Below are 26,919 nucleotides of genomic sequence, written 5' to 3'. Positions count from 1 at the left end.
TGACGACGGGGGTGTGACAGCGGGGACGGAGCGGTGAGTGCCCCCGTCCCCGCTGTCACATGCGCCTAGAGGTCCCTCGCCACGAGGAAGCCCTCGCGCGTGGCGTCGAGCGCGCGACGGGCGCTCTTTGCGTCGCCGATCACGTGGACCGGAACGCCCGCCGCCCTCGCGGCCTCGAGCAGCCCCGCGTTGTCGACGGGTCGCGAGCCCACCGCCACCACCACGGCGCCGGGCAGCGTCTCGCGCGCGCCGTCCCTCTCGACCGTGGCGCCGCCGTCCGCGAGCTCGACGAACCTGGTCCCCGTGCGGATGTCCACGCCGAGCTGCGCCATCTTCATCATCACCATTGACTTGCGCGCGGCGCCGAGGTCGGCGCCCGCCTGCTCGAGCATCTCGACCACCGTCACGGGGTGGCCCGCCGTGGCGAGCTGGTCGGCGACCTCCAGGCCCACGAGGCCTCCGCCGATGACGACGACCGGTCCCTCCGGCACCTGCACGCGACCCTCGAGCACGTCGACGGCGACGGGCGCCCTGCCCTCGAGGCCCAGCGTCACGGGCTCGGCCCCGTTCGCGACGATCAGCTCGTCGAACTTCTCGGCCGCGAGCGTCTCCGGCGTGAAGGGCGCTCTGCGGCGGACCTCCACGCCCAGGCGCTCCACCTGCTCGCCCTGCGAGCGCGCCGCGGCGGCCATCTCCGCCTTGCCGGGGGCCATGCCCGCCGTCACGAACTGCCCGCCCAGCCGGTCCGTGGCCTCGAAGACCACCGGCTCGTGGCCGCGCAGCTTGAGCGTGCGGGCGGCCACGAGGCCCGCCATGCCGCCGCCCACCACGGCGACGCGCTTGGGCGACGCCGCGGGGGCGAGGGCCCAGTCGGTCTCGTGCCCGAGCTGCGGGTTGCGCAGGCACGTGATGGCCTCGAAGCGCTCCATGTCGGCAAAGCCATCGAGGCAGCCCTGGTCGCAGCCCACGCAGTAGACGATGTCGTCCACGCGGCCCTCGCGCGCCTTGGCGACGAAGTCCGGGTCGGCGAGCTGGGCGCGGCCCATCACCACGAGGTCGACCTTGTCCTCGGCGAGGATCTCCTCGGCGAGCTGCGGGGTGTTGATGCGCCCGACGCCAATCGTGGGCACGCCCGTCTCGCGGCGGATGCGCGCGGCGTTGTCCACGTTGAAGGCCGGGGGCAGGTCGATCGGCGGCACCTCGTAGGCGTTGGCGGCGGAGACGATGTTGCCGCGCGAGACGTCGAGCACGTCCACGCCGGCGTCGGCGGCCCAGCGGCAGAACTCGATGGTGTCCTCGATGGTCATGCCGCCCTCGAGGAAGTCGTCGTGCGCGTCGATGCGCATGAAGAGGGCCATGTCCTCCCCGATGGCCTCGCGGATGGCGCGGATGCAGGCGAGCGGGAAGCGGGCGCGGTTCTCGAGCGAGCCGCCGTACTCGTCGGTGCGGTGGTTGATGCCGCCCGAGAGGAACGAGTGCGGCAGGTAGTTGTGCGCGCAGTGGAACTCGACGCAGTCGTACCCCGCCTCTCGGGCGCGCCGCGCCGCCTCGCCGTAGCACGCCACGACCTCGTCGATCTGCTCGCGCGTGACGGCCGGCAGCGTGAAGCCGGGCGCGAGCGGCAGGTCGGAGGCCACGAGCATCTGGGCCTGCGGGTCCATGCCCACCGCGATCGAGCCCTGCCAGAGCTGGACCCCCGCCGTGCCGCCGGCCTCGTGGATGGCGTCGACGAGCGCACGGTGCCCGGGAACGTACTCGTCCTCCGATATCGAGACGAACATGCTCGGGGCGCTCGGCGTGTGGACGCTCGAGACCTCCACGATGTTGAGCGCGCAGCCGGAGCGGGCGCGGGCCACGTGATAGTCGATGAGGCGCTGGGTGACGTGCCGGTCCTCGCAGAAGCGCGTGCCCATCGCGGGCAGGATGACGCGGTTCTTGAGCGCGAGGCCGCGCACCCTGAACGGGCTGAACAGGTGGTCGAACATCGGGTCCTCCTCTCCTTGCCGGCGAGCGCCGGCGCTTGGGAGGATTGTGCCCGGAGGGACGCGCGGGACGAGGCCCTTCTCGCCCAGCGGGGCGACCGGTCTCGGCAAGCGTCCGAACGGCCGCGGCGGCGCTGCCGTCAGGACGCAGGGGCCCGAGGCGGCCCCGCCCTATGGGAGCGAGAAGAACCTCTGGTAGAGGGCGAGCTCCTCGGGCGTGTCGAGGCTCGAGGCAAACTCCACGCGCCCCGCTCGCGACCGCTCGGCGAGCAGGCCCTCCTCCGAAAGGCGCTTGCGCAGCTGGCGCGCCGTGCCGGCTCCGCCGTCGAAGAACGCGGCGCCCGGCCCGAGCGCGCGCGAGATCTGCGCCCGCACGAAGGGGTAGTGCGTGCAGCCCAGCACCACGGCGTCCACCTTGCCCGCGTAGTCGCCCACCAGGCGCCCCACCATCTCGGCGAGGTCCGGAGCGTCGAGGTCCCCCCGCTCGATGCGCGCCGCGAGGCCCGGGCACGGGACGGGGACCACCTCGCACTCCCCTCCCCAGGCCCGAGCGAGCTCGTGATACTTCTCGAGGCCGAGCGTCATCTCGGTTGCCATCACGAGGATGCGACCGTGCGGGAAGGCCCGTGCGGCGGGCTTGAGAGCGGGCTCGATGCCCACGATCGGCACGTCGGGGTGCGCCGCGCGCAGGGCGGCCGCGGCGGCCGAGGTCGCCGTGTTGCAGGCGATGACGATGGCCTTTGCGCCGTCCGCGAGGAGGCGCTCGACGATGTCGCGGGACAGGTCGAGCACCTGGGCCTCGGTCTTCTCGCCGTAGGGGGCGTTGGCGGAGTCGCCGAAGTATCGGAAGTCCTCGTGCGGCAGCTCGTCGACGAGCGCGCGCAGCACGCTGATGCCGCCCAACCCGGAGTCAAAGACCCCCACGAAGCCCTCGCGTTCCCCAGACACCCGATGCCTCCCCCCGTCCTTGCCTCGCAAAGAGCATAGCGCATCGTCGCCCCGCGCCGCCCGCGAGCAAAACCACACCACTCGCAGTTATATTTCTGTGAAGGTATATCGACACACATAGTACTTTCTCATACACTGTCCTCGAAGGCGGAAGACGAGGAGGTGACCCATGGCGGGCAGAGATGCGGAGAGCGACCTCATCAGGGGCAACATCGATGCCATCGTGCTGTGCACGCTCTCTGACGGAGACTCGTACGGCTACGAGATCCTGAAAGACGTGGCCAGCACGAGTCAGGGCGCGTACGAGATGAAGGAGCCGTCGCTCTACACGAGCCTCAAGCGGCTGGAGGGCCAGGGGCTCGTCGAGAGCTACTGGGGCAGCGAGTCCCAGGGGGCTCGCCGCAAGTACTACCACATCACCGACGGCGGGCGCACCGAGCTCGCCGAGGCGACGGCGCGCTGGGTGCGCGCGAGGACCATCATCGACCGACTCCTCAGACAGGGCGGAGGCAGCAAATGAGCGGCAGGGGCGACATCAGGATGTACGTCGAGCACCTCTTCGAGGGGCGCACGCTCGACGCGGAGACCATCGAGCTCAAGGAGGAGATCTACGGCAACCTCACGGCTCGCTTCGACGACTACGTGGCGCAGGGCATGAGCGAGCAGGAGGCGTTCTCGCGCACGTGCGAGGCCGTGACGAGCGTCGACGACGTCCTGGGCGGACGGGGGGCCGAGGCCGAGGGGACCGGAGCGGAGGCCGAGGGCGCGACCGACGCGGAGGCCACCCGCACGGTTCCCGTGGGCGTCCCGCCCGTTTCGCCCGGGACGGACGAGGCGAGGGGGCCGGAGGGCAGGCGGCGCTGGTCGACCGGCAGAATCGTGGGCGTGGCGGCCGTGGCGCTCGTCGCCGTCGTGGCGCTCTGCACGGTCATCAACATCATCAACTCGTCCGTGGCGAGCGCGACCTACGACACGCCCGGAACCGTTGACGTCCAGCCGCTGGACGCCACCGACGGGAGCACCGCGTACCCGAGCGCCGGCTCGGGGGCCGACGCGGGCACCCAGGGCGACGAGCACACCCTGCGAACCGACGACGTCGCGCAGGAGATCTCCGGGTATGACGTCGCCTCGCTCTCCGCGATGGCCGACTCCTCCTGGCCACTGGACGGAGCCGCCGTCTCCGAGCTCGTAGGAGGAATGCCGCTGGCGAGCCACCTCATGTCCACGGGATCCGACTCCACCGAGCGGGACGGCAACTCGATCGTCGTCGAGTACGAGTGGGTCGAGGACGACCGCGTTGCGCGCACGGACGACGACGTCGTCGAGCAGGCGCTCGCCCACAACGCGACCGCTCTGCTCTGCGCCGCGGGCTCAGCCGACTCGGTCCGCATGGTGACTCACGAGACCGACGGCGAGGACGGCGAGCTCAGCGTGGACACGTTCACCTTCCGCCGCGACGACGTCGAGTCGGTTCTCGGCACGGACCTCACCGAGGGGCGGCTGAGCGACGGCACCTGGGACGAGCTTCGCTCCAAGCTCTCGACGGAGCGCTACTACGACAGGCTCTGCGACCTGGCCGACCGCGACTAGGATTCTTGACCGCGCACACCTTACGCTTCGGGGCCCAAAAGGGGGCCCGGGGCAAAGGTGTGCGCGGTCGACCGCGGTGCACCCGCGCGGAATCTGTCACAATCAGGGGTCGCTGTCACCATCCACCCACAACGACAGGAGTCCCCATGAGCAACGAGGGCAAGAAGGTCAAGGTCCACTACGTCGGCACGCTCGACGACGGCACGAAGTTCGACTCCTCCCGCGACCGCGGCGAGCCGCTGGCCTTCACCTGCATGGCAGGTCAGATGATCGCGGGCTTCGACGCCGCCGTGCGCGACATGGAGGTCGGCCAGGTCGTCGACGTGCGCCTCGAGCCCGCGGAGGCCTACGGTGAGCGCGACGAGCGCCTCGTCCAGACCGTGCCCGTCTCCGCCATGCCCGGCGCGGAGACCCTCTCCGTCGGCGACCGCGTGATGCTCACCGCCCCCACCGGCCAGCCCTTCCCCGCCACCGTGTCCGCCCTCGAGAACGGCAACATCACCTTTGACATGAACCACGAGATGGCCGGCAAGGCGCTCAACTTCAACATCGAGCTCCTCGAGGTCGAGGAGTAGCCAGAGGGGCAGCCACCTCTCTCGGGGCCCGCGGCGCCAGCTCACAGTGCGTCGCGGGCCCTTCTTTTTCTCCTTGATTCGAACATCTGTTTGTACTAAGATGAGAGCGCAGCGAAGAACTGCTGCGACCAGCGATAGTCGCGGTCATAGAGCCCAATGCATTGGACAGGTCGCCGAATCCGAACGTCAGGTAGCGATCCATCCCATACAGACAACTAAGCCATGTCCTCCTGCACGAGTGGGGCATCATGCCTCTTGAGCAATATAGGGAAAAGGTTGTATTATGAGATGGACGATTCTTACAGACATGATTGACGACTGGATCGACAGCCTCAGCTCGCGAGACGCCAGGCACCTCGTTGCGGCCTTCGACGCGCTTGAATCAAGAGGGCCCGCGCTAGGACGCCCCCTCGTAGACCGAATCGCAGGATCGCACATCCACAATCTCAAGGAGCTGAGGCCACCATCGACAGGAGAAAGCGAGATTAGGGTCCTGTTTGTCTTCGATGCCGAGCGACACGCAATCATGCTCCTTGCGGGTGACAAGGCTGGTTTTTTCGCATCCGGACCACGATGGGCACGGTGGTACAGGAAGGCAATACCAGAGGCGGAACGAAGATTTGAGCAGTATCAGCTCTCGCAGAGAAAGGAAGCCGAATGAGCAGAACGCTTGACGAGCTCATTGAGGAAAGGGGCTTTGACCGCGAGGAGATTCACCAGGAGGCACTCAAGCTCATCGCCGAGTGCCGGGCCTACGAGCTCAAGGAGGCGCGCAAGGCGGAGCACCTCACGCAGTCCGACGTGGCGGAGCGCATGGGCATCAGCCAGGCGCGCGTCTCCGAGGTGGAGAGCGGCGACGTGGGATCGCTCAAGGTAAGCACGCTCGCGCGCTACGCCGAGGCCCTGGGAGGCACCTTCGAGGCAATCATCCAGATCGGCGACAAGACCATCAGGCTCGCGTAGCACGCGGCCCATGGGACCCGAGGCGCCCCCCTACTCCCAGCTCACGAGGTAGCGCAGCTCGTAGTCCTGCCGGCAGTCGAAGCGGTACTCCGGGCGCGTGGCGGGGCCGCAGCTCCCCGAGCCGATTCCCATCTGGAACGCCTGGACGGTCACGTAGGTGCCCGAGCGGACCTCGTCCTCGCGATGGCGCATGCCGCGCAGCTCCTCGTCGGAGTAGGGCTTGACCGCGAGCTCGAACGGCCGGTCAACGGCCGTGATCTGCACGTTCTTCTCGCCATTTGAGATGATGACGTACTGGCAGTCCATGCGGTTGCCGCTCTCCTGGGGACGGATGTTGGGCTCGGTCATGTCCGCCACGCGACAGGAGACGCGCTCCACCTGCGCCTGCTCGCACATGTCGCGGTAGGACTCGCCGTTGCGCCCGAGGTACTCGACCTCGTCCCAGGAGGCGTCGAGCCGGTAGCAGACACCAAACCGCGGCAGGTCGCCGCGTCCGCGCTCGCAGCGGAGGCGCGACGTCACGAGCACGCCCGCGGCAACGGCCTCGTAGGTGTCCTCGCAGACAAAGCGGTGATGGGGGAAGACGAGCCACGACGTCACCACGGCCGTGCCCTCCCCCTCGACCACGGAGAGAACCTCGCGCCGGCAGTCGTAGAAGCGCTCCATGGGCCGCCCGCCGGAGAGGTGCCTGTCGTTGTCCGTCTCTGCTCGGCAGAGAAGGACGGGCGTCGCGGCCGGGGCCATGACGCCGGCGACGGCGAGCCCCTCCCCCGTGACCTCGCAGCCCTCGGGAAACGCCGCGGCGCGGGCGAGAAGGACGTCGTCCAGCGGCGCCATCTCCGAGAGCCGGATCTGCTCGCGGGAGACCTCCTCCCCCGTGTCACGGCGGCGAACCGTGACGGTCACCCTGCGGGAGCGGTCGCGCCGCAGGCCCTCGCCAAGCTCTCGCGCCACGGACGACGTGGGCCTCACCAGGTAGGACTGCTGCCGCAGCGGCGCCACGTCGCACGAGAGCTCAGCCAGGCCGCCGTCGTTCCACTCAAAGCGGAGCGAGTACGCCTCCCCCGGGGTGAACGACGTCGCGTTGTGGACCATGAAGAAGTCCCCGCCCAGGTGCCGGACGCGCAGGGGCCGGTAGCAGTGGCGCACCACGCGCGCGCCCGTGGAGGGCGTGCGGTCCGGGTAGAAGATGCCGTCCACGCAGAAGTTGCCGTCGTGCTCCCACTCCCCGTGGTCGCCGCCGTAGGTGTAGCGGCCGTCCGGGTGGAGCACGGCGTGGTCGACCATCTCCCACACGCAGCCGCCCATCAGGGAGTCGAAGGCGTAGATCTGCCTCCAGTAGTCCTCGATGCCACCCGGGCCCACGCCCATGGCGTGCGCGTACTCGCAGAGGAGGTACGGCCGGTCGTTGAGGCGCCGCGTGGTCGAGCGGCCCTCGCCCACGCTCCGCACGCGCTCGACGGTGGAGTACATCTCGCTCCCCACGTCGTAGGCGCGGCGCAGCGAGTGGATGGCACCCTCGTAGTGCACGGGCAGGCTCGAGCGCGACCGGACGAGCTCGTACATGGCGTCGGCGTTGCAGCCGCCGCCCGCCTCGTTGCCCAGGCTCCACATGATCACGCACGCGTGCAGCTTGTCGCGCTCCACGAGGCGCTCGGCGCGGTCGAGGTAGCGCCCCTCCCAGCGGGCGTCGTTGGTGAGGCGGTTCTGCCTCGTGGGGAACTTGCCCACCAGGGCCCCGTGGGTCTCGAGGTCGGCCTCGTCGATCACGTAGACGCCCAGCTCGTCGCAGAGCTCCAGGAGGTACGGGTCCGGCGGGTAGTGCGAGGTCCGGATGGTATCTATGTTGTGGTTCTTGCAGAGAAGGACGTCGCGCTCGGTCGCCTCCGGCGTCATGGCGTAGCCCGCCGTGGGGCTCGTGTCGTGGTGGTTGACGCCGTGCAGCTTGACCGGCCGACCGTTCACGAGAAAGCGCCTGCCGTCCACGCGCGCCTCGCGAAAGCCCACGCGCTCGCACACGCACTCCGTGGGCGTCTCCAGGATGAGGTCGTAGAGGTGCGGGGTCTCCGCCGTCCACTCGAGCACGTCGAGCCCGTCGAGGTCAATGGTCGCGCGGCACCCGTCCGCATGCGCCTCCGCCACCCGCTCGAGCCCGTGCCCGCGCAGCGTCACGCGCACCGTGCCCTCGGCAATAAGTCGCAGGTCAACGGCCATGCGGTAGCGCACGCGACTCGCCCGTTCTTCTCGGCGCGTGCGCACACCCACGTCCCAGATTCCGCAGGGGGTGACCTCGCGCAGCAGCACGTCCCGGAAGATGCCGTTGTTGCGGAACATGTCCTGGCACTCGAGGTAGGAGCCCGTGCACCAGCGACGCACCACGGCCACGAGCTCGTTTGTCCCCGCGCGCTGGTACGGCGTAACATCGAACTCCGCCGTGTTGTGCGAGCCCTCCGCGTAGCCCACGCGTCGGCCGTTGAGGTAGAGGTCGAGGCAGCTGGCGACGCCCAGGAAGGAGACGACGTGGCCCACGGACGCCTCGCGCTCGTCCAGGTCATAGGCGCGGCGGTAGACGCCCGCGAAGTTGTACTGGCCAACCGGGTGCGCCACGTGCGGACGCCCGCCCTCGCCGCCTATGAGCGAGAAGACCGGCCCCACGGGGCCCTCCTCGGGTATGCGCGGCGGGTCGAACGGGAACTGGTAGCGCTCGTCCACGTAGAAGGGCCGGTCGTAGCCCTGGAACTGCCAGCAGCCGGGAACTGCCACGCGGTCCCAGGCAACGGCGTCGGTGTCCAGGACGTCCGGCAGCTCGGCGGGCCGCGGGTAGAACCGGAAGTCCCACTCCCCGCTCAGGCACCGTACGAGTGGTGACTCGTAGCGCCTCCGCGCCGCCGGTACCGCCTCCGCCCCCGCCCGATCCGGATACGGGATGAAGTAGCTCCGCGCCGGCAGCCTATTCTCCGCCAGCACCCCCGCGTCACAGTACGCCGCCCGATCCAGCACGTACCTCACGTCACAAACCTCCCGGTAAAGGCGCCGCCCGAGCGAGGGGCCCGCCGGCCCGCCCGATGTATTCCCGCGCGCAGTTCTTGCGCAGCAAGCTGTCTGAGCACGGGGATACGTCGGGCGGGCCGGCGGGCCAAAGTCCCTAGATCGCGGCGAGCGCCTGCTCGATGTCGGCGATGAGGTCCTCGGTGCCCTCGAGGCCGCAGGAGAAGCGCACCATCGCCGGGGAGATCCCGGCGGCCGCGAGCTCCTCGTCGTTCATCTGGCGATGCGTCGCGGAGGCGGGGTGCAGGCAGCAGGTGCGCGCGTCCGCCACGTGCGTCTCGATCGCGGCGAGGCGCAGCGCCGCCATGAACCGCTCGGCCGCCGCGCGGCCCCCGGCGAGCTCAAAGGACACGACGCCCGAGCCGCCCTCGGGCAGGTACTTCTGGGCGAGCGGGTAGTACGGGTCGGACGGCAGGTGCGGGAAGCGCACCGACGTGACCTTGTCGGACCCCTCGAGGTACTCCGCCACCGCAAGGCCGTTCCTGAAGTGCTGCGGCATGCGAACGTGGAGGCTCTCGAGGCCCATGTTGAGGTAGAACGCGTTCTGCGGGCTCTGGATGGAGCCGAGGTCGCGCATGAGCTGCGAGGTCGCCTTGGTGATGAAGGCACCGGCCTGGCCGAACTTCTCGGCGTAGACGATGCCGTGGTAGGACTCGTCCGGGGTGGTGAGCCCGGGGAACCTCTCGGCGTTGGCCATCCAGTCGAAGTTGCCCGAGTCCACGATGGCGCCGCCCACGCCCACGCCGTGACCGTCCATGTACTTGGTGGTGGAGTGCGTCACGATGTCGGCGCCCCACTCGATCGGCCGACAGAAGACGGGCGTGGCAAAGGTGTTGTCCACGATCAGAGGGACGCCGTGGTCGTGCGCCGCCCCGGCGAAGCGCTCGATGTCGAGCACATCGAGGGCCGGGTTGGCGATGGTCTCGCCGAAGACGGCGCGCGTGTTGGGACGGAAGGCCGCCTCGAGCTCCTCGGCGGTCGCCGTGGGCGAGACGAACGTGGACTCGACGCCCATCTTGGCCATGGTGTGGGCGATGAGGTTGTACGTGCCCCCGTAGATGGCGGAGCTCGCCACGATGTGGCTCCCCGCCTCGCAGATGTTGAAGAGCGCGTAGAAGTTTGCCGCCTGCCCGGAGCTCGTGAGCATGCCGGCCGCACCGCCCTCGAGCTCGCAGATCTTGGCCGCGACCGCGTCGTTGGTGGGGTTCTGCAGGCGCGTGTAGAAGTAGCCCGACGCCTCGAGGTCGAAGAGCTGGCCCATGTGCTCGGACGTGGCGTACTTGAAGGTGGTGGACTGGACGATGGGAATCTGGCGCGGCTCGCCGTCGCCGGGCGTGTAGCCGCCCTGGACGCAGCGCGTCGCGATGGTCTGATCTGCCATGACGGTCCTTTCTGTAGGGTCCGACCATCATAGCGCGTGTTCGCGGAGCGAGGCGTGACTCCTCCGTCACGCCTCGCTTTCGAAACGAAGACGAGCCCGCCCGTCACACCATCTGCTCGGGGCGGAACACCTCGTCGAAGCGCTCGGGCGTGAGCAGCCCCAGCGCGAGGCACGCGTCGCGCAGGCTCGTCCCCTCCGCGAAGGCCTTCTTGGCCACCTTGGCGGCGTTGTCGTAGCCGATGTAGGGGTTGAGGCACGTCACGAGCATGAGCGAGTCGTGGAGGTTCTCGCGCATCCTCTCGCGGTTGGGACGAATCCCGCTCGCGCAGCGCTCGTCGAACGAGCGGATGGCGTCAGCGAGCAGGCGGCAGGACTGCAGGAAGTCGTAGGCGATGACCGGCATGAAGACGTTGAGCTCGAAGTTGCCCTGGCTCGCGGCGAAGCCGATCGCGGCGTCGTTGCCCATGACCTGCACGGCGACCATCGTGACGGCCTCGCACTGCGTGGGGTTGACCTTCCCCGGCATGATCGAGCTGCCGGGCTCGTTTGCCGGGATGGTGATCTCCCCGAGGCCGAGGCGCGGGCCGCTCGCGAGCCAGCGGACGTCATTGGCGATCTTCATCATGTTGGCAGCGAGCCCCTTCACCGCGCCGTGACCGAAGACGAGCGCGTCCTTGCCCGTGAGGGCGCGGAACTTGTTGGGGTCGCTCACGAAGGGCAGGCCCGTGAGCGCGGCGACCTCGGCGGCAACGGCCTCGTCGAACCCCTCGGGCGCGTTGAGGCCGGTCCCGACGGCGGTCCCCCCGAGCGCGAGCCGATAGAGCCCCGGCAGCGACGCCACGAGCTCCTCGCGCGAGCCCTCGAGCAGGCCGCGCCAGCCGGAGACCTCCTGCGAGAAGGAGATGGGCACCGCGTCCTGCAGGTGCGTGCGACCGCTCTTGACCACGCCGGCGCACTCCCCCTCCAGGCGGCGCAGCGTCTCCACGAGCTGGTCGATCGCGGGAACGAGCTCGCCAGTCACGGCGAGGGCGGCGGCGACGTGCATGGCGGTGGGGAACGTGTCGTTGGACGACTGGCTCATGTTGACCGAGTCGTTGGGGTGCAGCGGACGCGCAAGCGCCACGCCGCGCTCGGCGGCGAGCTGGTTGCCGCGATTCGCCAGCACCTCGTTCATGTTCATGTTTGACTGCGTGCCCGACCCCGTCTGCCACACGACGAGCGGGAAGTCGGCGTCGTGGTCCCCGGCGAGGACCTCGTCGGCAGCCTCGCAGATGAGGTCACGCTCGGCCTCGCCGAGCCTCCCGAGCCGGCAGTTGGCGCGCGCGGCCGCCTGCTTCACGATCGCGAACGCGCGCACGATCCCCTCGGGCATGCGCTCCGTCCCGATGGGGAAGTTCTCGTGGCTGCGCTCGGTCTGGGCGCCCCAGAGGGCGTCCGCGGGAACCAGCATCTCCCCCATCGAGTCGCGCTCGACGCGCCACGCGCCCTCGGTGCCGCCCGCCGCGGCCAGGTCCCTCTCGCTCACGCGCTACTCCTCCTCGTCGCCCTCGGCGTCCTGCGCCGTCGCCTCGCCGGCCGCATGGTCCTCGACCTCGCGGCGCCTCAGGCCGGAGGTGATGGCAGAGACGACCTCCGCCTGGTCGCGCGCGACGATGCCGAGGTCGGCGCGAACGCCCCTGAAGCGCGGGCTCTTGGCGCACTCCTCCGCGAGCTGCCTGTTGCCGCGCGCGTCCGAGAGGGCGCCGAGCTCGCGCTGAATCTCGTCGAGGTACTCGCTCATCTGGGCGCGCTCGGGCCCGAGGACCTCGCCGAGGCGCTCGGCGACGTAGCGCATCTCCTTGGTGTCGCGACGGGCGACGTAGACGGCGTCGCCGTCGGTGAGGTCGAGGCCGAAGAGGTCCTCGTCGACCTCGTTGAACTGCTCGTCGAAGTGGGCGCGGAAGTCGTCGGCGGTGACGCCGCGCTCGGAGACCCTGGACTTCCACCTGAAGTGGTGGCCGAGCTCGGCGGCGATCTTGGAGAGGTCCTTGGCGGAGTGGCGCTTGCGCATGAGCGTCACGAGCGACGCGCACTCGAGCGAGCGCTCCTTGGCGCACGACATCGGCAGGAGGCTGTTCTCGCCGAGCTCGCCGCTCTCGACGAGGCCGGCGACGCACTCGGCGAGTATGTCGAGGGCGCGCAGGCGGCCCGACGCCACCTGCAGCTCCTTGATGACGTGCTCGCAGCGGCGGTTCTGCTTCTTGGCCTGCCACGGCGAGAGGAACTGCAGCAGCGAGCGCACGCGCCGCAGGGAGACCCTGAACTCCAGCAGAGCCTCGGCGCTCTCGGGTCCGGCGAGGAAGGTGTCGGCGTGCGCGGAGAGCTCGCTCACCGCCCCGGCGACGGCGTGCTCGACGACGGCGAGCTCCTCCCAGGAGGTGGCCTCCGGGCCGGCGACGTACCAGCGCAGCAGCCCGCGCCCCGAGAAGCCCTCGGGAAGGTCGATCGCGAGCGCGGCCCCCTTGCCGAAGGCGGGGCACGTCCCCAGGAAGCGACCGGCGAGCGTGTCGACGAAGGGCGCGTGGCCCACCGCGATCACGCAGAGCGCGTCGGCCGCGTCGAGCTCGGCGAGAAACGCCGCGACGTCCTGGGAGTAGAGCGACTGGTGGACCTCGATGTCGTCGACGCCCGCCGCCGCGGCAACGACGTCGGCGGTCTCGAGCGCCCGCACCGCGGGGCTGCTCCAGACGACGGGCTGGGCGTCGTCCCCGAGCAGGGCGAACGTGCGGGGGTACGAGACCCGAAGGGCGCGCGCCCCCGATGCCGTGAGCCTGCGGTCCAGGTCGGAGCCCGAGTCCGAGGTCGCCTCGGGCGCACCGTGTCGAACAAGCACCAGCGTCTTGACCATCTGTCCCCCCGATCGTCGCACTGACAGCCCACCAGCTTTCGAGCATAGCAATTATCCGCTCGCCGAGTTCTCGGCTTCGGGGAGCGGTGGCGAGAAGGGCGACGCGCCCGACGGGCGGTCCGCCCGACGAAGGGGCGCCCGGTCGCACGAGGCGGCCGGGCGCCCGCTGGGCCCGATGGGGCGAGGCGCTACATGAGCTCGCAGACCTGGGAGGCGAAGGCCACGGGGTCCTCGGGCAGGATGCCCTCGACGAGCAGGGCCTGGTTGTAGAGCAGGCCCGCGTAGAGCGCCACCTTGTCCTCGTCGCCCGCCTCCTGCGCCGCGCGCAGCTTCTCGAAGACGGGGTGGGCGGCGTTGACCTCGAGCACGCGGACGGCCTTGGGGGCGTGCTCGGCCTCCGGGCCGGACGCGAGGACCTTCTCCATCTCGAGCGAAAGCGGTCCCTCGGAGGTGATGACGGCCGGCGCGCCGTCGGCGGAGAGGCGCGTGGACACCGCGACCTTCTCGACCTTCTCGCCCAGCGCGTCCTTCATGGCGCCGAACAGGCCCTCGTTTGCCTTGGTCGCCTCCTCGGCGGCCTTCTTCTCGTCATCGCTCGCGAGGTCCAGGTCACCGGAGGTCACGTTCCTGAGCTCCACGGTGCGATCCTCGACCTCGGGCTCGGCGCCGTCGGCGGCAGCCTTCTCGGCCGCCTCGCGCGCGGCGTCGTCGGCGTAGGCCTTGGGCAGGCCCTTTGCCGTGAACTCGCGCATGGCCTGGAAGCAGAACTCGTCGACGTCCTGCGTGCAGAGAAGGACGTCGAAGCCGCGGTCGAGCACCGCCTGGACCACCGGCATCTTGGAGAGGCGGTCGCGGTCGTCGCCGGCGGCGTAGTAGATCGCCTTCTGGCCGGACGGCATGGCGGCGACGTACTCGCGCAGCGTGACCATCTTCTGGTCGCGCGCGCTCCAGAACAGCAGGAGCCCCGCGAGCTCGTCGGCCTTCATGCCGTAGCTCGAGTAGATGCCGTACTTGAGGCCGCGGCCGAAGTTCTCGAAGAACTTCTCGTAAGCCTCGCGGTCGTCGTCGCGCATGGCCTCGAGCTCGCCGGTGATCTTCTTCTCGATGCGGCGCGCCATGGCCTGGAGCTGGCGGGTCTGCTGGAGCGTCTCGCGGGAGATGTTGAGGCTCACGTCGGCGGAGTCGACGACGCCGCGCACGAAGTTGTAGTAGTCGGGCAGCAGGTCGGCGCACTTCTCCATGATCAGCACGTTGGAGCTGTAGAGCTCGAGGCCCTTCTCGTAGTCGCGGCTGTAGAGGTCGAAGGGCGCCTGGCCCGGGATGAACATGAGCGCGTCGTACTCGAGCGTGCCCTCGGCGTGGAGGCTGAAGGTGCGCGCCGGGTCGGCCCAGTCGTGGAAGGTCGACTTGTAGAACTCGGCGTACTCCTCGTCGGTGACCTCGGAGGCGCGCTTCTTCCAGATCGGGGTCATGGAGTTCACGGTCTCGAGCTCGGTGTAGTCCTCCCACTCGGGCTTGTAGTCGTCGCCCGCGTCCGCCGGGCGCTCCTTCTCGCGGCTCTTGGTCACGAGCATCTGCACGGGGTAGCGCACGTAGTTGCTGTAGCGACGGATGAGCTCGCGCAGCTTCCACTCGGAGAGGAACTCGTCATAGGAGGCGTCCTCGGTGTCGTCCTTGAGCGTGAGGACGATCGAGGTGCCGCAGGAGTCGCGCCAGGCGGGGTCGTCGGCGGCGACGGGCTCGATCTCGTAGCCCTCGACGCCGTCGGAGGTCCAGCGGAAGCACTCGTCCGCGCCCCAGGCGCGCGTGACCACGCTGACCTCCTTGGCGACCATGAAGGCGGAGTAGAAGCCCACGCCGAAGCGGCCGATGATGTCGACGGCGTCCCCCTGGGCCTCGGCGTTGGCCTCCTTGAAGGCCTCGGAGCCGGAGTGGGCGATGGTGCCGAGGTTCTCCTCGAGCTCCGCCTCGGTCATGCCGATGCCGTTGTCGGAGACGGTGATGGTGCGCGCGTCCTTGTCAAAGGCGACGTTGATGGCGAGGTTGGCCTGGTCGAGGCCCATCGAGGAGTCCGTGAGGCTCTTGAGGTAGAGCTTGTCGATCGCGTCCGAGGCGTTCGACACCAGCTCGCGCAGGAAGATCTCGCGGTTGGTGTAGATGGAGTTGATCATGAGGTCGAGCAGCTTCTTGCTCTCTGTCTTGAACGTGCGCATGCGACGCTCCCCTTCCGTGCGGTTGTTTGCCGAGGGGTAGTCTACCCGATTTTAGATAATCTCAGTCATCCGCGCTTAGATGTCTTGCCGTGGCGAGGGACCCTCGTCGCGGCGTCAGCCCTGCGCGTCGAGAAGGACCTCGCCCAGGAAGTCCTCGTCGAAGGGGATGGCGTCGGGCAGGCCGATCGGGCCGTCGGAGGCCACCACGAGGTAGTTGTCCTCGGCCGCGTGGGTCTCGTCGGTGGCAAGCGCCACCTCGACGTGCGAGAAGACCATGAGCGCCGTCGCCACCACGGAGCGCAGGAAGCTCACGTCCGCGCCGCCCTCGCGCGAGACGACGTTGGCGAGGCAGAGCCCGCCCGGGACGAGCGAGCGCCGCACCGCGCGCAGGGCCTCGAGCGTCGCGAGCGAGCGCACGGGGTCCGCGCCCACGAAGGCGTCGAGCACGACGGCGTCGTAGGGGCCCGCCCCGCGCTCGAGCAGGGCGCGCCCGTCCTCGCAGGCGACCCGCAAATCGCCGCCCCCGGCGCGGGCGAGCGCGACGGCCTCGTCGAGGAAGAACCACCGGCGCGCGGCGCGGATGACAGCGGGGTCGATCTCGGCCACGTCGACGCGGACGCCGGGGTGCTCGGCCGCCACGAGCTTGGGGAAGGCGAATCCGCCCCCGCCGATGGCCAGGACGCTGCGCGCTTCGGGGCGCAGCTCGAAGAGCCTGCCGAGGGCGAGGTAGTACGCGAAGACGGGCTCCATGCGCCGCTCGTCGAGGTAGGTCGCTGACTGGAAGACGCCGCCGGCAGACAGCACGCGGACGCGGCGGCCCGCGTCGTCGCGCGTGGTGTAGACGAGGGCGAGGCCCGAGGCGCAGCGGACGACGTGCGGGCGGGTCGCCGCCAGCCAGCACGAGACGCCGGCGGCCGCGCCGACCAGGCCGGCGGCCACGAAGGCGCGCCGCCTCGACGCCCCGCCCCTCCCGCCGGCGCGGGAGGGGCGCGCGCCGAGCGCGGACACGGGCCCGTGTGTGGTGTACCGTTTCGCCATACGCCCATGATAGCCAGCGTCGTACGGGGGTGCCATGCCACTCAGAATCATCACCTCACCCGCCAAGAAGATGCGCGAGTCGGACGCGCCGCCCTGGCCCGTCCGCGAGCCCGCCCTCGCGCGGCGCGCCGAGGCGGTGGCAGGCGCGCTGCGCTCGCTCGGGCGCGACGAGGCCCAGGCGCTCTGGAGGTGCAGCGACCGGCTCGCGGAGCTCAACTACGCCCGGCTTGCGAACCTCGACCCCCATCGCGGGACGACCGCTGCCGCGGTGGCCTACGAGGGCATCCAGTACACGCACATGGCGCCCTCGGTCATGAGCGAGGGGGAGCTGGCCTGGCTCGACGCGCACCTGCGCATCCTCTCGGGCCTCTACGGCATCCTGCGCCCGCTCGACGCCGTCATGCCCTACCGGCTCGAGATGCAGGCGCGCCTCCCCGTCGACGGCGCGCGCGACCTCTACGAGTTCTGGGGGAGCTCCCTCTACGAGGAGCTCTGCTCCGAGTGCGACCTCATCGTGAACGTCGCCTCGGTCGAGTACGCCCGCGCGGTCACGCCGTGGGCCCGCCCGGGAGGGGCGAAGGTCCTGACGTGCCTGTTCGGCACGGTCCGCGAGGGTCGCCTGCGCCAGGCCGCGACCGAGGCCAAGGCCGCGCGCGGCACGTTCGTCCGCTGGTGCGCCGAGCGCGCCGTCGAGGGGCCCGAGGAGCTGCGCGCCTTCTCCGAGCGCGGCTATGCCCTCGACGAGGGCCGATCGGACGCCGAGACGCTCGTCTTCGTGCGGGCGGGCGCGTAGGGAGCTGGGGCCTCGCGCGGGCCCGCGCCACGGCGCACCCGCGCGCGGGTATGATGGCCCTGACGGGGAGAGGGGGCGACGTGGCGGACATCGACGCGATCATCGACCGAATCGTGGCGCAGAGCAGGGCGAAGGGCGGACGCGCCTTCGTAAGCTCGCGGGTCTTTGGCGCGGAGCCCATCCTCATGCGCGGATCGCAGCTCGCGAGCTACCTCCCCGAGCGCGTCGCCCAGATGCGCGCGCTCGCCCGGAGCGGCGAGGCGCGCTCGTGGACGGACGCGCGCCTGTTCGTCGAGCAGGGCCGCCTCATGGCCGACTACGAGGACGACCGCCCCTACGCCGGCGTGTTCCAGAGCTACTTCCCCACCTACGACGTCATGGACAACCAGCAGCTCAGGGGCTACTTCACGTGGCGCTCCCGCGTGAGGGCCGGCCACGTCGAGCGGACGTCGGCGTCCTTTGCCTACGTGTACCTCTACGAGCTCATCAACGGCATCGGCGTCGAGCCGGGCGAGGGGGCCTTCCGCGCCATCGAGTCGTTCTGGCGCGCATACCGCGAGTACGAGCCCTCCATGGACCGCTACGCTCGCCCCTGGCTCGTGGACTACGCCGCCTACCACGACCTCGACCCCGCGCTCGCCGAGCCCCACGCGCTCGTCGCGCACGACCGCGCGGTCGAGGACCTGCGGGAGCGCCAGGCGCGCGTCCTGGCGCGGCGCCGCGGCCGCGGGCGCGCGCCGTACGAGTTCGGCTCCGACCCCTCCGGCGAGAAGCGGCTGCTCGCCGCCCTCGACGAGGTCTCGACCTACCGTCTTGGCGAGGCGCGCCTCTTCCGCGACGAGCCCGACGCGCTTCGCGCGATCGGCTGCGCCGTCTTCGACCGCCTCGTGGCCTACTATCACACGAGCCGCAGCCAGGACCTGGTCGAGAGCCTCTTCGGCGTGCCGGGCCCCATGCCGCACCTCATGTTCGCCTCCGCCGTGTTCTACCCCGGCGAGCGCCACCCCGACTGCACCTACGACCTCGCCGGGGTCAGGCGCTACGAGTGCCGCGGGGGCATCTGGACGCTCACCTCGCTGCACGACGGCGGGCAGCGCAGCGCAAGGCTCGGCCAGGCCCTGCGCGCGGCCGACCGTCAGCTGCGCGCCGCGCTCGACTACCCGCACCCCCTCAAGGAGCGCGGGGACCCCAAGTACCTGACGCGGCTCGTCGAGCGCGAGGTGCGCGACTACATCGACTGGCGCGCGTCGCACGCCCCCGTCCGGGTGGAGATCGACCTCTCCCGCCTCGACAAGATCCGCTCGGCCGCGGCCGCGACCCGCGAGGCGCTCCTCGTCGACGAGGAGCGCGACGCCGGGGTCCCCGAGGCCCCGCCGGCCGCCGGGGCGGGCGCCGCGGAGCCTCCCGGGGAGGGGCCCGCGCGGGAGGACCCCGCTGCGGCGGGGGCCGACGAGGCGGGGCCCACGGGCGAGAGGGGCGCGGCGCTGGGGCTCTCCCGCGAGCAGCTCGCGCTGCTCGCCGACCTGCTCGCGGGGCGCCCTCCCGCGACGGGCTCCGACCTGCTGGTGGACGAGATCAACGAGCGGCTCTTCGACCTGCTCGGCGACACCGCCGTCGAGTTTGACGAGGCGGGGCGGCCCGCGCTCGTCCCCGACTACGTCTATGATGTGTCCCAGGCAACCGGACTGTCCGCACCCTGAGTTGGAGACCCCATGAAGCGCAGCATCGGCATCTCGATCTACCCCGACCACAGCGACCCCGCACGCGACCGCGCCTACCTCGAGCTCGCCGCGCGCCACGGCTTCAGCCGGCTGTTCATGAGCATGCTCGAGGTCACGGGCGGGCGCGACGCCGCCGTCGCGAGGTTCCGCGGCGTCATCGCCCATGCGCACGACCTCGGCTTCGAGGTCATTCTCGACGTCAACCCCGGCATCTTCGACGAGCTCGGGGTCTCCTACGACGACCTCGGCCTCTTCCACGAGCTCGGCGCCGACGGCATCCGCCTCGACACCGGGTTCGACGGCCGGCGCGAGTCGTTCCTCACGTTCAACCCCTACGGCCTCGCGATCGAGCTCAACATGAGCAGCGACGTCGCCTACCTCGACAACATCCTCTCCTACCAGGCCAACCGCCCGATGCTCTACGGGTGCCACAACTTCTACCCCCAGGAGGGCACGGGCCTGCCGTACGAGTTCTTCGAGCGCTGCTCGAGGCGCTTCAAGTCGCAGGGGCTGCGCACGGCGGCCTTCGTCTCGTCGGCGGTGGGCGAGTCCGGCCCCTGGCCCGTCAACGACGGCCTGCCCACGCTCGAGATGCACCGCCACATGAGCGCCGACGTCGCGGCCAAGCACCTCTTCGCCACGGGGCTCATCGACGACGTCATCATCGGCAACGCATACGCGTCCGAGGAGGAGCTCGCCGCGATGGGAGCCGTCGACCGATACCAGACGTGCCTCAAGGTCGACTTCGTCGAGGGCGCGAGCGAGCTCGAGCGCGCGATCGTCGTGGGCGAGCAGCACGAGCGCCGCGGCGACATCTGCGACCGCGCGATGCGCTCCACGGAGACCCGCGTGAAGTACCGCGGCCGCCCCAACCCCGCGCACGACAACGACGGCGAGCTCCAGGTGGGAGACGTCGTCGTGGGCAACGACGACTTCGGCAACTACGCAAACGAGCTGCAGGTCGTGCTCGAGCCGCACCGCGACGCGCGCAAGAACCTCGTGGCGCGCGTGCGACCCGAGGAGCTCGTGCTGCTGCCGCTCATCAGGCCCTGGTCGAAGTTCCGCTTCGTCGAGGCGTAGGCGAGCGAGGGCAGGCGTCGCCCGCACGGGGCGGCGCCCCTCGCCCAACGACGCCCCCTCTCGCCACGAGCGACGACGGCGCGCACAAAAAGAGAACATATGTGCTAAAATGAGCGACCATCGTTGGAGAGGGGGACGCATGGGGGACGTACGGGTGCCCCGGCGCATTGCCGCGGTCATCATCAACTCGCTCAAGGGCGGCGTGGTGCCGCGCATCGGGCTGCCCTACATCACCGTCGGGCGCGAGCGCGAGATTCAGGCGCTCCTGCACGACCTCGAGCTCGTCGCCGACGGGGGCGCGAGCTTCCGCTTCCTCGTGGGCCGCTACGGCGCCGGGAAGAGCTTCCTTTTGCAGACCATCCGCACGCACGCGATGGGCAACGGCTTCGTGGTCGCCGACGCGGACCTCTCCCCCGAGCGGCGCCTCCAGGGCGGCCAGGGCCAGGGGCTCGCGACCTACCGGGAGCTCGTGCGCAACCTCTCCACCAAGACGAGGCCCGAGGGCGGCGCGCTCTCGCTCGTGCTCGACCGCTGGGTCGCGGCCCTTCGGGAGCGGGAGGACCCCGAGGCGGAGCTCGCCTCGCAGCTCGAGCCCATCCGTGAGCTCGTGTGCGGGTTCGACTTCACCGAGGTGCTGCGCGGCTACTGGCGCGCCAGCCTCGAGGGAGACGAGGAGCGTCGGGCCCGATCGGTCAGGTGGCTGCGCGGCGAGTACCGCACCAAGACCGAGGCGCGCGCCGAGGTGGGCGTCAACGCCTGCATCACGGACGACACCTGGTACGAGTACCTCAAGCTCTTCGCGCAGTTCCTCGTGGGCGCGGGCTACCGGGGGCTCGTCGTGCTCGTCGACGAGCTGGTGAACCTCTACAAGATCCCCAACGCCACCTCGCGCCAGTACAACTACGAGAAGATCCTCACCATGTACAACGACACGCTCCAGGGCAAGGCGCGGCACCTCGGCATCATCATGGGCGGCACGCCGCAGTCCGTCGAGGACCGCCGTCGCGGCGTCTTCAGCTACGAGGCGCTGCGCAGCCGCCTCACGCAGGGGCGGTTCGCGGGGGCGGGGCTCTCCGACATGCTGGCCCCGGTCATCCACCTCGAACCCCTCACCTACGAGGAGCTGCTCGTCCTCACAGAGAAGCTCGCCGACATCCACGCGGGCTACTTCGGCTACGAGCGCACCGTCACCGAGGCGCAGCTCGTGAGCTTTCTCAGGGTCGAGTTCGGCCGCGTGGGGGCGGACACCCACCTCACGCCGCGTGAGGTGATCCGCGACTTCATCGAGCTGCTCGACATCGTCTGCCAGAACCCTGACGCGAGCGTCGACGAGCTCCTGCGCTCGGACGCCTTCGCGGGTGCCGTGAGCGCGCCCGCAGCGGCAGCGGCCTCCGGGGACGTCGACGACGCCTTCGCCGAGTTCACGATCTAGGCGTCGTCCCTCCGGCCCCAGACCTTCTCGACCACGCCGCGCTCGTCCACCACGTGTGCCGCATAGACGGGCTCGTCCGAGCTCACCGCGCTGACCATTAGGTATCGAGGCTCGCCCCCCTCATTGGGAAGCTCGTAGTAGATGGGTGCGTCGCCCATCCACGACACGCAGCAGGGCTGCCCGAAGCGCTCCCTGAAATCGGCGCCGGTCCTCTCGCCCTCGTCGAGAAACGCAGCGACCTCGCTGGTGTCCAGGATGACGTCGCCCTCCTCATAGCGCAGGGGGTCGCCATCCACGAGCCGCGTCTCCCACTCCAGGGGATAGTCCAGCTGGAGGTGCAGGCCCGGCCCCTCGGGCCACTCCGTCCCGCGCGCGTCATAGAGCATCGCCGAGTAGGCGTCCTCGGACCACACGATGAGCGTGGAGACGCCCACCTCGCTCTCATCAAGGTCGTTCTCGCTCACGGTCGTCATGTGGCACCAGTAGTTCTGGCCGCCCAGGGCAAACGAGAACCCGACCGCAAGCTCGACGCGACGCTTTCCCCCGTCAATCTTCTCGGATTCCACGGGGCGCGTCACCGACTGGTCGTCAAGGTACTCGACCTGGCCCGAGCATCTCTCAACCAGCTCGTGCGCGCCTCCCTCGAGGTCTTTGGAGGACGCTCGTGCACTGGGCGAGAAGAGCCCGACGATCGCGCCCTCGTCCCCCGCCTCGAGCGCGTCGACAAGGGCCTCCGCTGCGTCGAGACAGACCTGGCCGCGCGCGCTCACGTACTCCTCGCCCGCCACGACACTGCCGAACATGCGGACCAGGGGGTCGACACCACCCGCACATCCCACGCACAGGGCGCTCGCGAGCACGACGAGCGCGCACGCCACGAGACGCCTCATGCGACCCGACACCCTTCCGAGCATAGCTGCCCCCACGGCCCCGAACGGACACTTCGCCTCCATTCTATCGGGCGGCGGCCCGCCCTCCCCCGTCTCTTTGCTACAATGAAACAACTGTTCGATTCTAGGAGGGGCCTTGGGAGTGTTCGAGCGCTACGCGCCGTTCGTGCAGGACTTCATTTACGCACACGAGTGGGAGAACCTGCGGGGCATCCAGGTCGCCGCGGGCGAGGCGATCTTTGACACGGACGCCCACGTGCTGCTGTGCGCCTCGACGGCCTCTGGCAAGACCGAGGCCGCGTTCTTCCCCATCCTCTCCGAGTTCTGGGAGGACCCTCCCTCCTCGGTCGGCGCGCTCTACGTCGGCCCCACCAAGGCGCTCATCAACGACCAGTTCTACCGCCTGACCGACCTCTGCGAGGAGGCGGGCGTCAACGTCTGGCACTGGCACGGCGACGTCTCCTCCTCGCATAAGGCGCGCCTGGTCAAGCGCCCGTCGGGCATCCTGCAGATCACTCCGGAGTCGCTCGAGGCCCTCCTCGTGCGCCGTCACGCCGTGGTGTCCAGGCTCTTCTGCGACCTGCGCTACGTCATCATCGACGAGGTCCACTCGCTGCTGCGCCAGGACCGCGGAGGCCAGTGCCTCTGCCTGGTTGAGCGCCTCTCGCGGATCGCGGGCGTGGAGCCGCGCCGCATCGGGCTCTCCGCCACGATCGGCGACCCCGAGGCCGTGGGCGCGTTTCTCGCCGCGGGCACCCACCGCGACACGGTGATCCCGCGCGTCGCAGAGCCCCCGCGGACCTGGCGCATCTCGATGGAGCACTTCTTCACGACCGACCCCCAGGCGGACGAGGGGGCGAGCCAGAACGCCGCGGGCAGCGTGGAGGCCGACGTCGTGGCGATGGAGCCGACGGCGCCTCCTGAGGGCGGGGCAGCGTCTCCGCGCGCAGTTACGCAGCCCGAAGGGCGAGTATGTTTGAGCACGGAGACGCTGCCCCGCCCTCAGGAGGCGCCCACGGACACCGCTCCCACGAACGCCGACCCCGGCATCGGCTACATCTTCGAGCACACGCGCGGGCGCACGTGCCTGATCTTCTCCAACTCGCGCGAGGAGGCCGAGGAGGTCTGCACCACGCTGCGCTCCTACTGCGAGCTCAACGGCGAGCCCGACCGCTTCCTCATCCATCACGGCAACCTCTCGGCCGCCATCCGGGAGAGCGCCGAGGAACAGATGCGCGACGACTCCTCCGACCTCTCCATCGTCGCGACGTCCACGCTCGAGCTCGGCGTCGACGTGGGCCGCCTCGAGCGGGCGTTCCAGATCGACGCCCCGTTCACGGTGTCCAGCTTTCTCCAGCGAATGGGCCGCACGGGCCGACGGGAGCGACCCCCCGAGATGTGGTTCGTCATGCGCGAGGAGCAGCCCGAGCCCCGCACGCTCCTGCCGGAGACCGTCCCCTGGAAGCTCCTGCAGGGGATCGCGCTCGTGCAGCTCTACCGCGAGGAGCGCTGGGTGGAGCCGCCCAACCTCGACCGCCTGCCCTACAGCCTGCTCTGCCACCAGACGCTCGCGATCCTCGCCTCGGAGGGAGAGCTCTCCCCCGCCCAGCTCGCGAGCCGCGTCCTCACGCTCACCTACTTCCACCGCGTGACGACCGACGACTTCCGCGAGCTCCTGCGACACCTCCTGCGCAACGACTTCGTCGAGCAGACGGAGACGGGAGGCCTCATCGTGGGGCTCGCGGGCGAGCGCGTCACGAGCTCGTACAAGTTCTTCGCCGTCTTCCAGGAGAACGTCGAGTACACCGTTCGCTGCGACTCGACCGAGATCGGCACGCTCTGCGCACCTCCCCCGCCCGGCGAGAAGGTGGCCATAGCCGGGCACGTCTGGGTGGTGGACGAGGTGGACCACGAGCGCCGCCTGCTCTACGTCACGCAGGTCAAGGGCAAGGTCCCCGCCTACTTCGGCGACGTGGCGGGAGACATCAACACGCACGTCCTCGAGCGGATGCGCCGCGTGCTGGAGGAGCGCGCCGCCTACCCCTACCTCATGCCGCACGCCCGCGCGCGCCTGCGCCAGGCCCGTCACGTCGCCTCGTCGTCGCGCCTCACGCAGGGTCCCCTCGTCTGCCTGGGCGAGAACGACCGCGAGCAGACCATGTGGTGCTTGCTCCCCTGGCTCGGGAGCTACGCGTTTCTCGCCCTCGAGCGCCTCATCAAGATCAAGTGCGCTCCCGAGCTCGGCATCAAGGGCGTCAACTCGTCGCGCCCGTACTTCATGACGTTCGTCATGAGGGCCGACGAGCGCGCGTTCTTCTCGGTGGTGTGCGACGCGGCGGAGCGCCTCGAGGACCCGATGGAGCTCCTCTACCCCGCCGAGGTCCCCTACTTCGAGAAGTACGACGAGCTCGTTCCGGAGAGCCTCATCCGCAAGGGCTTCGCGTGCGGCGTGCTCGACGTAGCCGGCATGAGGGCCCGCGTGGCCGAGTGGGGCCGCAGGCTGCTGAAGGCCTAGGGAAACACTGATTTAGTCCGGCCGACCAGCCCGCGGGAAGTTTCCCTAGGTTTCGAGCCGGGCCCGCCCTCCGGCCGCTACCTACCGCAGCACTTCTTGTACTTCTTGCCGCTCCCGCACGGGCATGGGTCGTTGCGTCCCACCCGCATGGGCGTGCCGTCCGGGTTGCGAAATACCTTGCGGCCCGTCATGCGCTCTAGCAGGGCATCCGGCGACCAGCCGTTGTTCCACCAGTCCGGCAGGGCGTTGGACAGCGCCATGATGCGACCAACCATGCCTTCGACGTCCTCGCTCGTCTCAAAGAGGCCCATCTGGCTCGCAGCCTCCAGAATGAGCCTGGGGTCAGACCCGCTCAGCTGCACCTCGAGCAGCTCGGCCACGACGTCGTTTGCGTAGAGAAGGTCGTTCTCGCCGTCCGGGACGTGCGCGTCGAGCCAGCCGAGCAGGTTCGTCGTCGCAGGCAGGCCCAGCTTCCACGCAAACGCGTCCCCGCTCGCCAGCGCCGGGTCGAGCGGACAGGGGCCGTGCTCCTCCTTCCGAGCATGCTCGGAGAGGAGCGTGCGCACAAGCTCGTCGCGCTCCGCACACCTCACGGAGATCGCCTGCTCGAGCCGGTCAATCAGGCTCTCGGCGCCCTTTCGGTCCCTCGGCGCCTTGCCCTCCAGCTCATCCATGACGTCCTCGCGGGCTCCCTCCGCAATCTCCGCGTCGCTCAGGCGATAGTGGACCACATAGGCAAACGCCACCCGCTCGGCCGGGGAGGCCACGTCGTAGCCCTCCGCCGCACGGTCGAGCCAGATTCCATAGGGCGGGAGGTCCCCGCTACGCCTCAGACCCATGAACAGGTCGTCGACAAGCCCGTCAATCCCGATGGCCTCTCCGTAGAGCTCCTCGTGGCGCGCCGGGAGCTCTTGGACCGGCACGACACCGCACAGCTCGGCCATCACCTCGGCAAGGTGAACGACCCTGTCGAGACGACCCCGCCGCGCACGGATGCTGTCGAGCCCCAGCTCCGCCGCCTGGGCCCGCAGCTCGTCCGGGACGAGTGCGGTGAACGTCCCGTCATGCCAGTAGAGCCGGGAAATCGGCGGGGACGGGACGAGAAGAGCGTGCTCCCCTGCGTCCTTCTCGGCAAACTCGAGGCGTCCGCCCGGAGATGCAACCAACTCGCAGAAGGTGTCGAACTCGTCCTCGGGACACGTGACCAACGCACCCGCAAGAAGCTCCGGGTCCTCAAGCCACTCGCGCGCGACCCTCTCCGCAAGCTCGGCCTTCCTGAGCGAGGACACACCCTTGAGCTCCAGCCTCCTGGCATCCTCCGCGAGCGCGTCTTTCCTGTCCGTGGCGAGCGTGCCCGCCAGCGTGTCTGCTGGGGCGGAGCGCTGTGCGAGGGACCTGAGGTCAGCAACGGCATCGAGGGGCGCGGCCTCGGCCGCAAGGCGTTCGAGCTCCTCGCGCACCCGCTCCTTGCGCTCGTGCACGGTAAGCCCGGCGAGAAGGCCGCGATGAACGCCCGTGACCATGGGCTCGCTCCCGTCGCGCTCCCAGCGCTCGCGGTCCATCCGGCGCTGGAATTGGTCCCACTCATCCCGCTCAAGCTATTCGCACGTCCATTCGTCAGCATCAAGCACAGTCCACGCCTCATCGCCCTTCTCGGTATGTGCTTACGAATCCGGGCTGTGGCACGTATCGCCGGGCGAGAAGGACCTTTTTGCTGCTTGAGCCATGCCAGAACCCGGGATTGTTAAGCGGCTCCAAGGTTCTTCTTGCCATGACCCCGATTTCTTAAGCGCGGTGGAGCGGCATGGCCGCCAACGCAAAAGGGCCCGAGCCGTGGGGGTGTCGGCTCGGGCCCCGATGACA

At 69.8% G+C, this 26,919-nt stretch carries 20 protein-coding genes; 10 read left to right on the top strand and 10 right to left on the bottom strand.

Annotated elements, in window-relative coordinates; translation table 11 throughout:
* Nucleotides 1-65 precede the first annotated feature (65 nt).
* On the bottom strand, nucleotides 66-1,985 hold the full coding sequence (gene baiCD, locus BQ7106_RS09645) for a bile acid Fe-S flavoenzyme BaiCD (protein ID WP_072374840.1): 1,920 nt from the start codon (nucleotides 1,983-1,985) through the stop codon (nucleotides 66-68).
* Between the two features lie 168 nt (nucleotides 1,986-2,153).
* On the bottom strand, nucleotides 2,154-2,930 hold the full coding sequence (murI, locus tag BQ7106_RS09640) for a glutamate racemase (RefSeq protein ID WP_072374837.1): 777 nt from the start codon (nucleotides 2,928-2,930) through the stop codon (nucleotides 2,154-2,156).
* A 169-nt stretch (nucleotides 2,931-3,099) separates the two neighbouring features.
* Here murI and BQ7106_RS09635 point away from each other — a divergent pair, with 169 nt between their 5' ends.
* From BQ7106_RS09635 to BQ7106_RS09615, 5 genes are all read left to right on the top strand, one after another.
* A complete protein-coding gene (locus tag BQ7106_RS09635) occupies nucleotides 3,100-3,450 on the top strand; it encodes a PadR family transcriptional regulator (RefSeq protein ID WP_072374834.1) in 351 nt (116 codons plus the stop codon).
* The gene (locus tag BQ7106_RS11045) at nucleotides 3,447-4,520 is read left to right on the top strand and encodes a hypothetical protein (RefSeq protein ID WP_072374831.1); all 1,074 of its coding nucleotides are present in this window, start codon (nucleotides 3,447-3,449) and stop codon (nucleotides 4,518-4,520) included. The genes BQ7106_RS09635 and BQ7106_RS11045 overlap by 4 nt, the downstream gene beginning before the upstream one ends.
* Nucleotides 4,521-4,666: 146 nt before the next feature.
* On the top strand, nucleotides 4,667-5,095 hold the full coding sequence (locus BQ7106_RS09625; RefSeq protein WP_072374828.1) for an FKBP-type peptidyl-prolyl cis-trans isomerase: 429 nt from the start codon (nucleotides 4,667-4,669) through the stop codon (nucleotides 5,093-5,095).
* A 307-nt stretch (nucleotides 5,096-5,402) separates the two neighbouring features.
* Entirely contained in the window at nucleotides 5,403-5,756 is a 354-nt protein-coding gene (locus tag BQ7106_RS09620) for a type II toxin-antitoxin system RelE/ParE family toxin (protein ID WP_205407691.1), read from the top strand.
* Nucleotides 5,753-6,058, top strand: coding sequence for a helix-turn-helix domain-containing protein (locus BQ7106_RS09615; RefSeq protein WP_072374821.1), 306 nt, complete (start codon nucleotides 5,753-5,755; stop codon nucleotides 6,056-6,058). The genes BQ7106_RS09620 and BQ7106_RS09615 overlap by 4 nt, the downstream gene beginning before the upstream one ends.
* Nucleotides 6,059-6,088: 30 nt before the next feature.
* On the opposite strand, the gene BQ7106_RS09610 is transcribed toward BQ7106_RS09615, so the two are convergent.
* The 6 genes from BQ7106_RS09610 to BQ7106_RS09585 all read right to left on the bottom strand — a co-directional run bounded on the left by BQ7106_RS09610 (nucleotide 6,089) and on the right by BQ7106_RS09585 (nucleotide 16,595).
* Nucleotides 6,089-9,067, bottom strand: coding sequence for a glycoside hydrolase family 2 (locus BQ7106_RS09610; protein WP_072374818.1), 2,979 nt, complete (start codon nucleotides 9,065-9,067; stop codon nucleotides 6,089-6,091).
* Nucleotides 9,068-9,203: 136 nt separating this feature from the next.
* Nucleotides 9,204-10,487 (bottom strand): O-acetylhomoserine aminocarboxypropyltransferase/cysteine synthase family protein, encoded by a 1,284-nt coding sequence (locus BQ7106_RS09605; RefSeq protein ID WP_072374815.1) that lies wholly within the window; start codon nucleotides 10,485-10,487, stop codon nucleotides 9,204-9,206.
* 103 nt (nucleotides 10,488-10,590) lie between these two features.
* The gene (gene fumC, locus BQ7106_RS09600; RefSeq protein ID WP_240307478.1) at nucleotides 10,591-12,012 is read right to left on the bottom strand and encodes a class II fumarate hydratase; all 1,422 of its coding nucleotides are present in this window, start codon (nucleotides 12,010-12,012) and stop codon (nucleotides 10,591-10,593) included.
* Nucleotides 12,013-12,015: 3 nt separating this feature from the next.
* A complete protein-coding gene (locus tag BQ7106_RS09595; protein WP_072374812.1) occupies nucleotides 12,016-13,374 on the bottom strand; it encodes a CHAD domain-containing protein in 1,359 nt (452 codons plus the stop codon).
* A gap of 188 nt (nucleotides 13,375-13,562) precedes the next feature.
* The gene (gene htpG / locus BQ7106_RS09590) at nucleotides 13,563-15,587 is read right to left on the bottom strand and encodes a molecular chaperone HtpG (RefSeq protein ID WP_072374808.1); all 2,025 of its coding nucleotides are present in this window, start codon (nucleotides 15,585-15,587) and stop codon (nucleotides 13,563-13,565) included.
* A gap of 114 nt (nucleotides 15,588-15,701) precedes the next feature.
* Nucleotides 15,702-16,595: a spermidine synthase gene (locus BQ7106_RS09585; RefSeq protein ID WP_083527008.1), complete on the bottom strand. Its 894-nt coding sequence runs from the start codon at nucleotides 16,593-16,595 to the stop codon at nucleotides 15,702-15,704.
* A 64-nt stretch (nucleotides 16,596-16,659) separates the two neighbouring features.
* Here BQ7106_RS09585 and yaaA point away from each other — a divergent pair, with 64 nt between their 5' ends.
* From yaaA to BQ7106_RS09565, 4 genes are all read left to right on the top strand, one after another.
* Nucleotides 16,660-17,418: a peroxide stress protein YaaA gene (yaaA, locus tag BQ7106_RS09580; protein WP_072374805.1), complete on the top strand. Its 759-nt coding sequence runs from the start codon at nucleotides 16,660-16,662 to the stop codon at nucleotides 17,416-17,418.
* A gap of 80 nt (nucleotides 17,419-17,498) precedes the next feature.
* Complete coding sequence (locus BQ7106_RS09575; protein ID WP_159431284.1) at nucleotides 17,499-19,118, top strand: TerB N-terminal domain-containing protein; 1,620 nt, start codon at nucleotides 17,499-17,501, stop codon at nucleotides 19,116-19,118.
* 12 nt (nucleotides 19,119-19,130) lie between these two features.
* The gene (locus tag BQ7106_RS09570; protein ID WP_072374799.1) at nucleotides 19,131-20,219 is read left to right on the top strand and encodes a DUF871 domain-containing protein; all 1,089 of its coding nucleotides are present in this window, start codon (nucleotides 19,131-19,133) and stop codon (nucleotides 20,217-20,219) included.
* 139 nt (nucleotides 20,220-20,358) lie between these two features.
* On the top strand, nucleotides 20,359-21,651 hold the full coding sequence (locus BQ7106_RS09565; RefSeq protein ID WP_072374796.1) for an ATP-binding protein: 1,293 nt from the start codon (nucleotides 20,359-20,361) through the stop codon (nucleotides 21,649-21,651).
* Here BQ7106_RS09565 and BQ7106_RS09560 read toward each other — a convergent pair.
* Nucleotides 21,648-22,541 carry a DUF5104 domain-containing protein gene (locus tag BQ7106_RS09560; RefSeq protein WP_072374793.1) on the bottom strand — a complete coding sequence of 298 codons (894 nt, stop codon included), beginning with the start codon at nucleotides 22,539-22,541 and terminating at the stop codon, nucleotides 21,648-21,650. The two genes, BQ7106_RS09565 and BQ7106_RS09560, sit on opposite strands and share 4 nt — an antisense overlap.
* Nucleotides 22,542-22,677: 136 nt before the next feature.
* Here BQ7106_RS09560 and BQ7106_RS09555 point away from each other — a divergent pair, with 136 nt between their 5' ends.
* Nucleotides 22,678-25,056 (top strand): DEAD/DEAH box helicase, encoded by a 2,379-nt coding sequence (locus BQ7106_RS09555; RefSeq protein ID WP_072374790.1) that lies wholly within the window; start codon nucleotides 22,678-22,680, stop codon nucleotides 25,054-25,056.
* Between the two features lie 77 nt (nucleotides 25,057-25,133).
* Here the strand turns inward: BQ7106_RS09555 and BQ7106_RS10905 are convergent, their stop codons facing one another.
* A complete protein-coding gene (locus tag BQ7106_RS10905) occupies nucleotides 25,134-26,579 on the bottom strand; it encodes an SEC-C metal-binding domain-containing protein (protein WP_129583847.1) in 1,446 nt (481 codons plus the stop codon).
* Nucleotides 26,580-26,919: the final 340 nt, after the last annotated feature.

The sequence above is a fragment of the Thermophilibacter mediterraneus genome (assembly GCF_900119385.1).
Lineage (GTDB): Bacteria > Actinomycetota > Coriobacteriia > Coriobacteriales > Atopobiaceae > Thermophilibacter > Thermophilibacter mediterraneus.
This window is presented reverse-complemented; position numbering and strand designations above follow the sequence as displayed.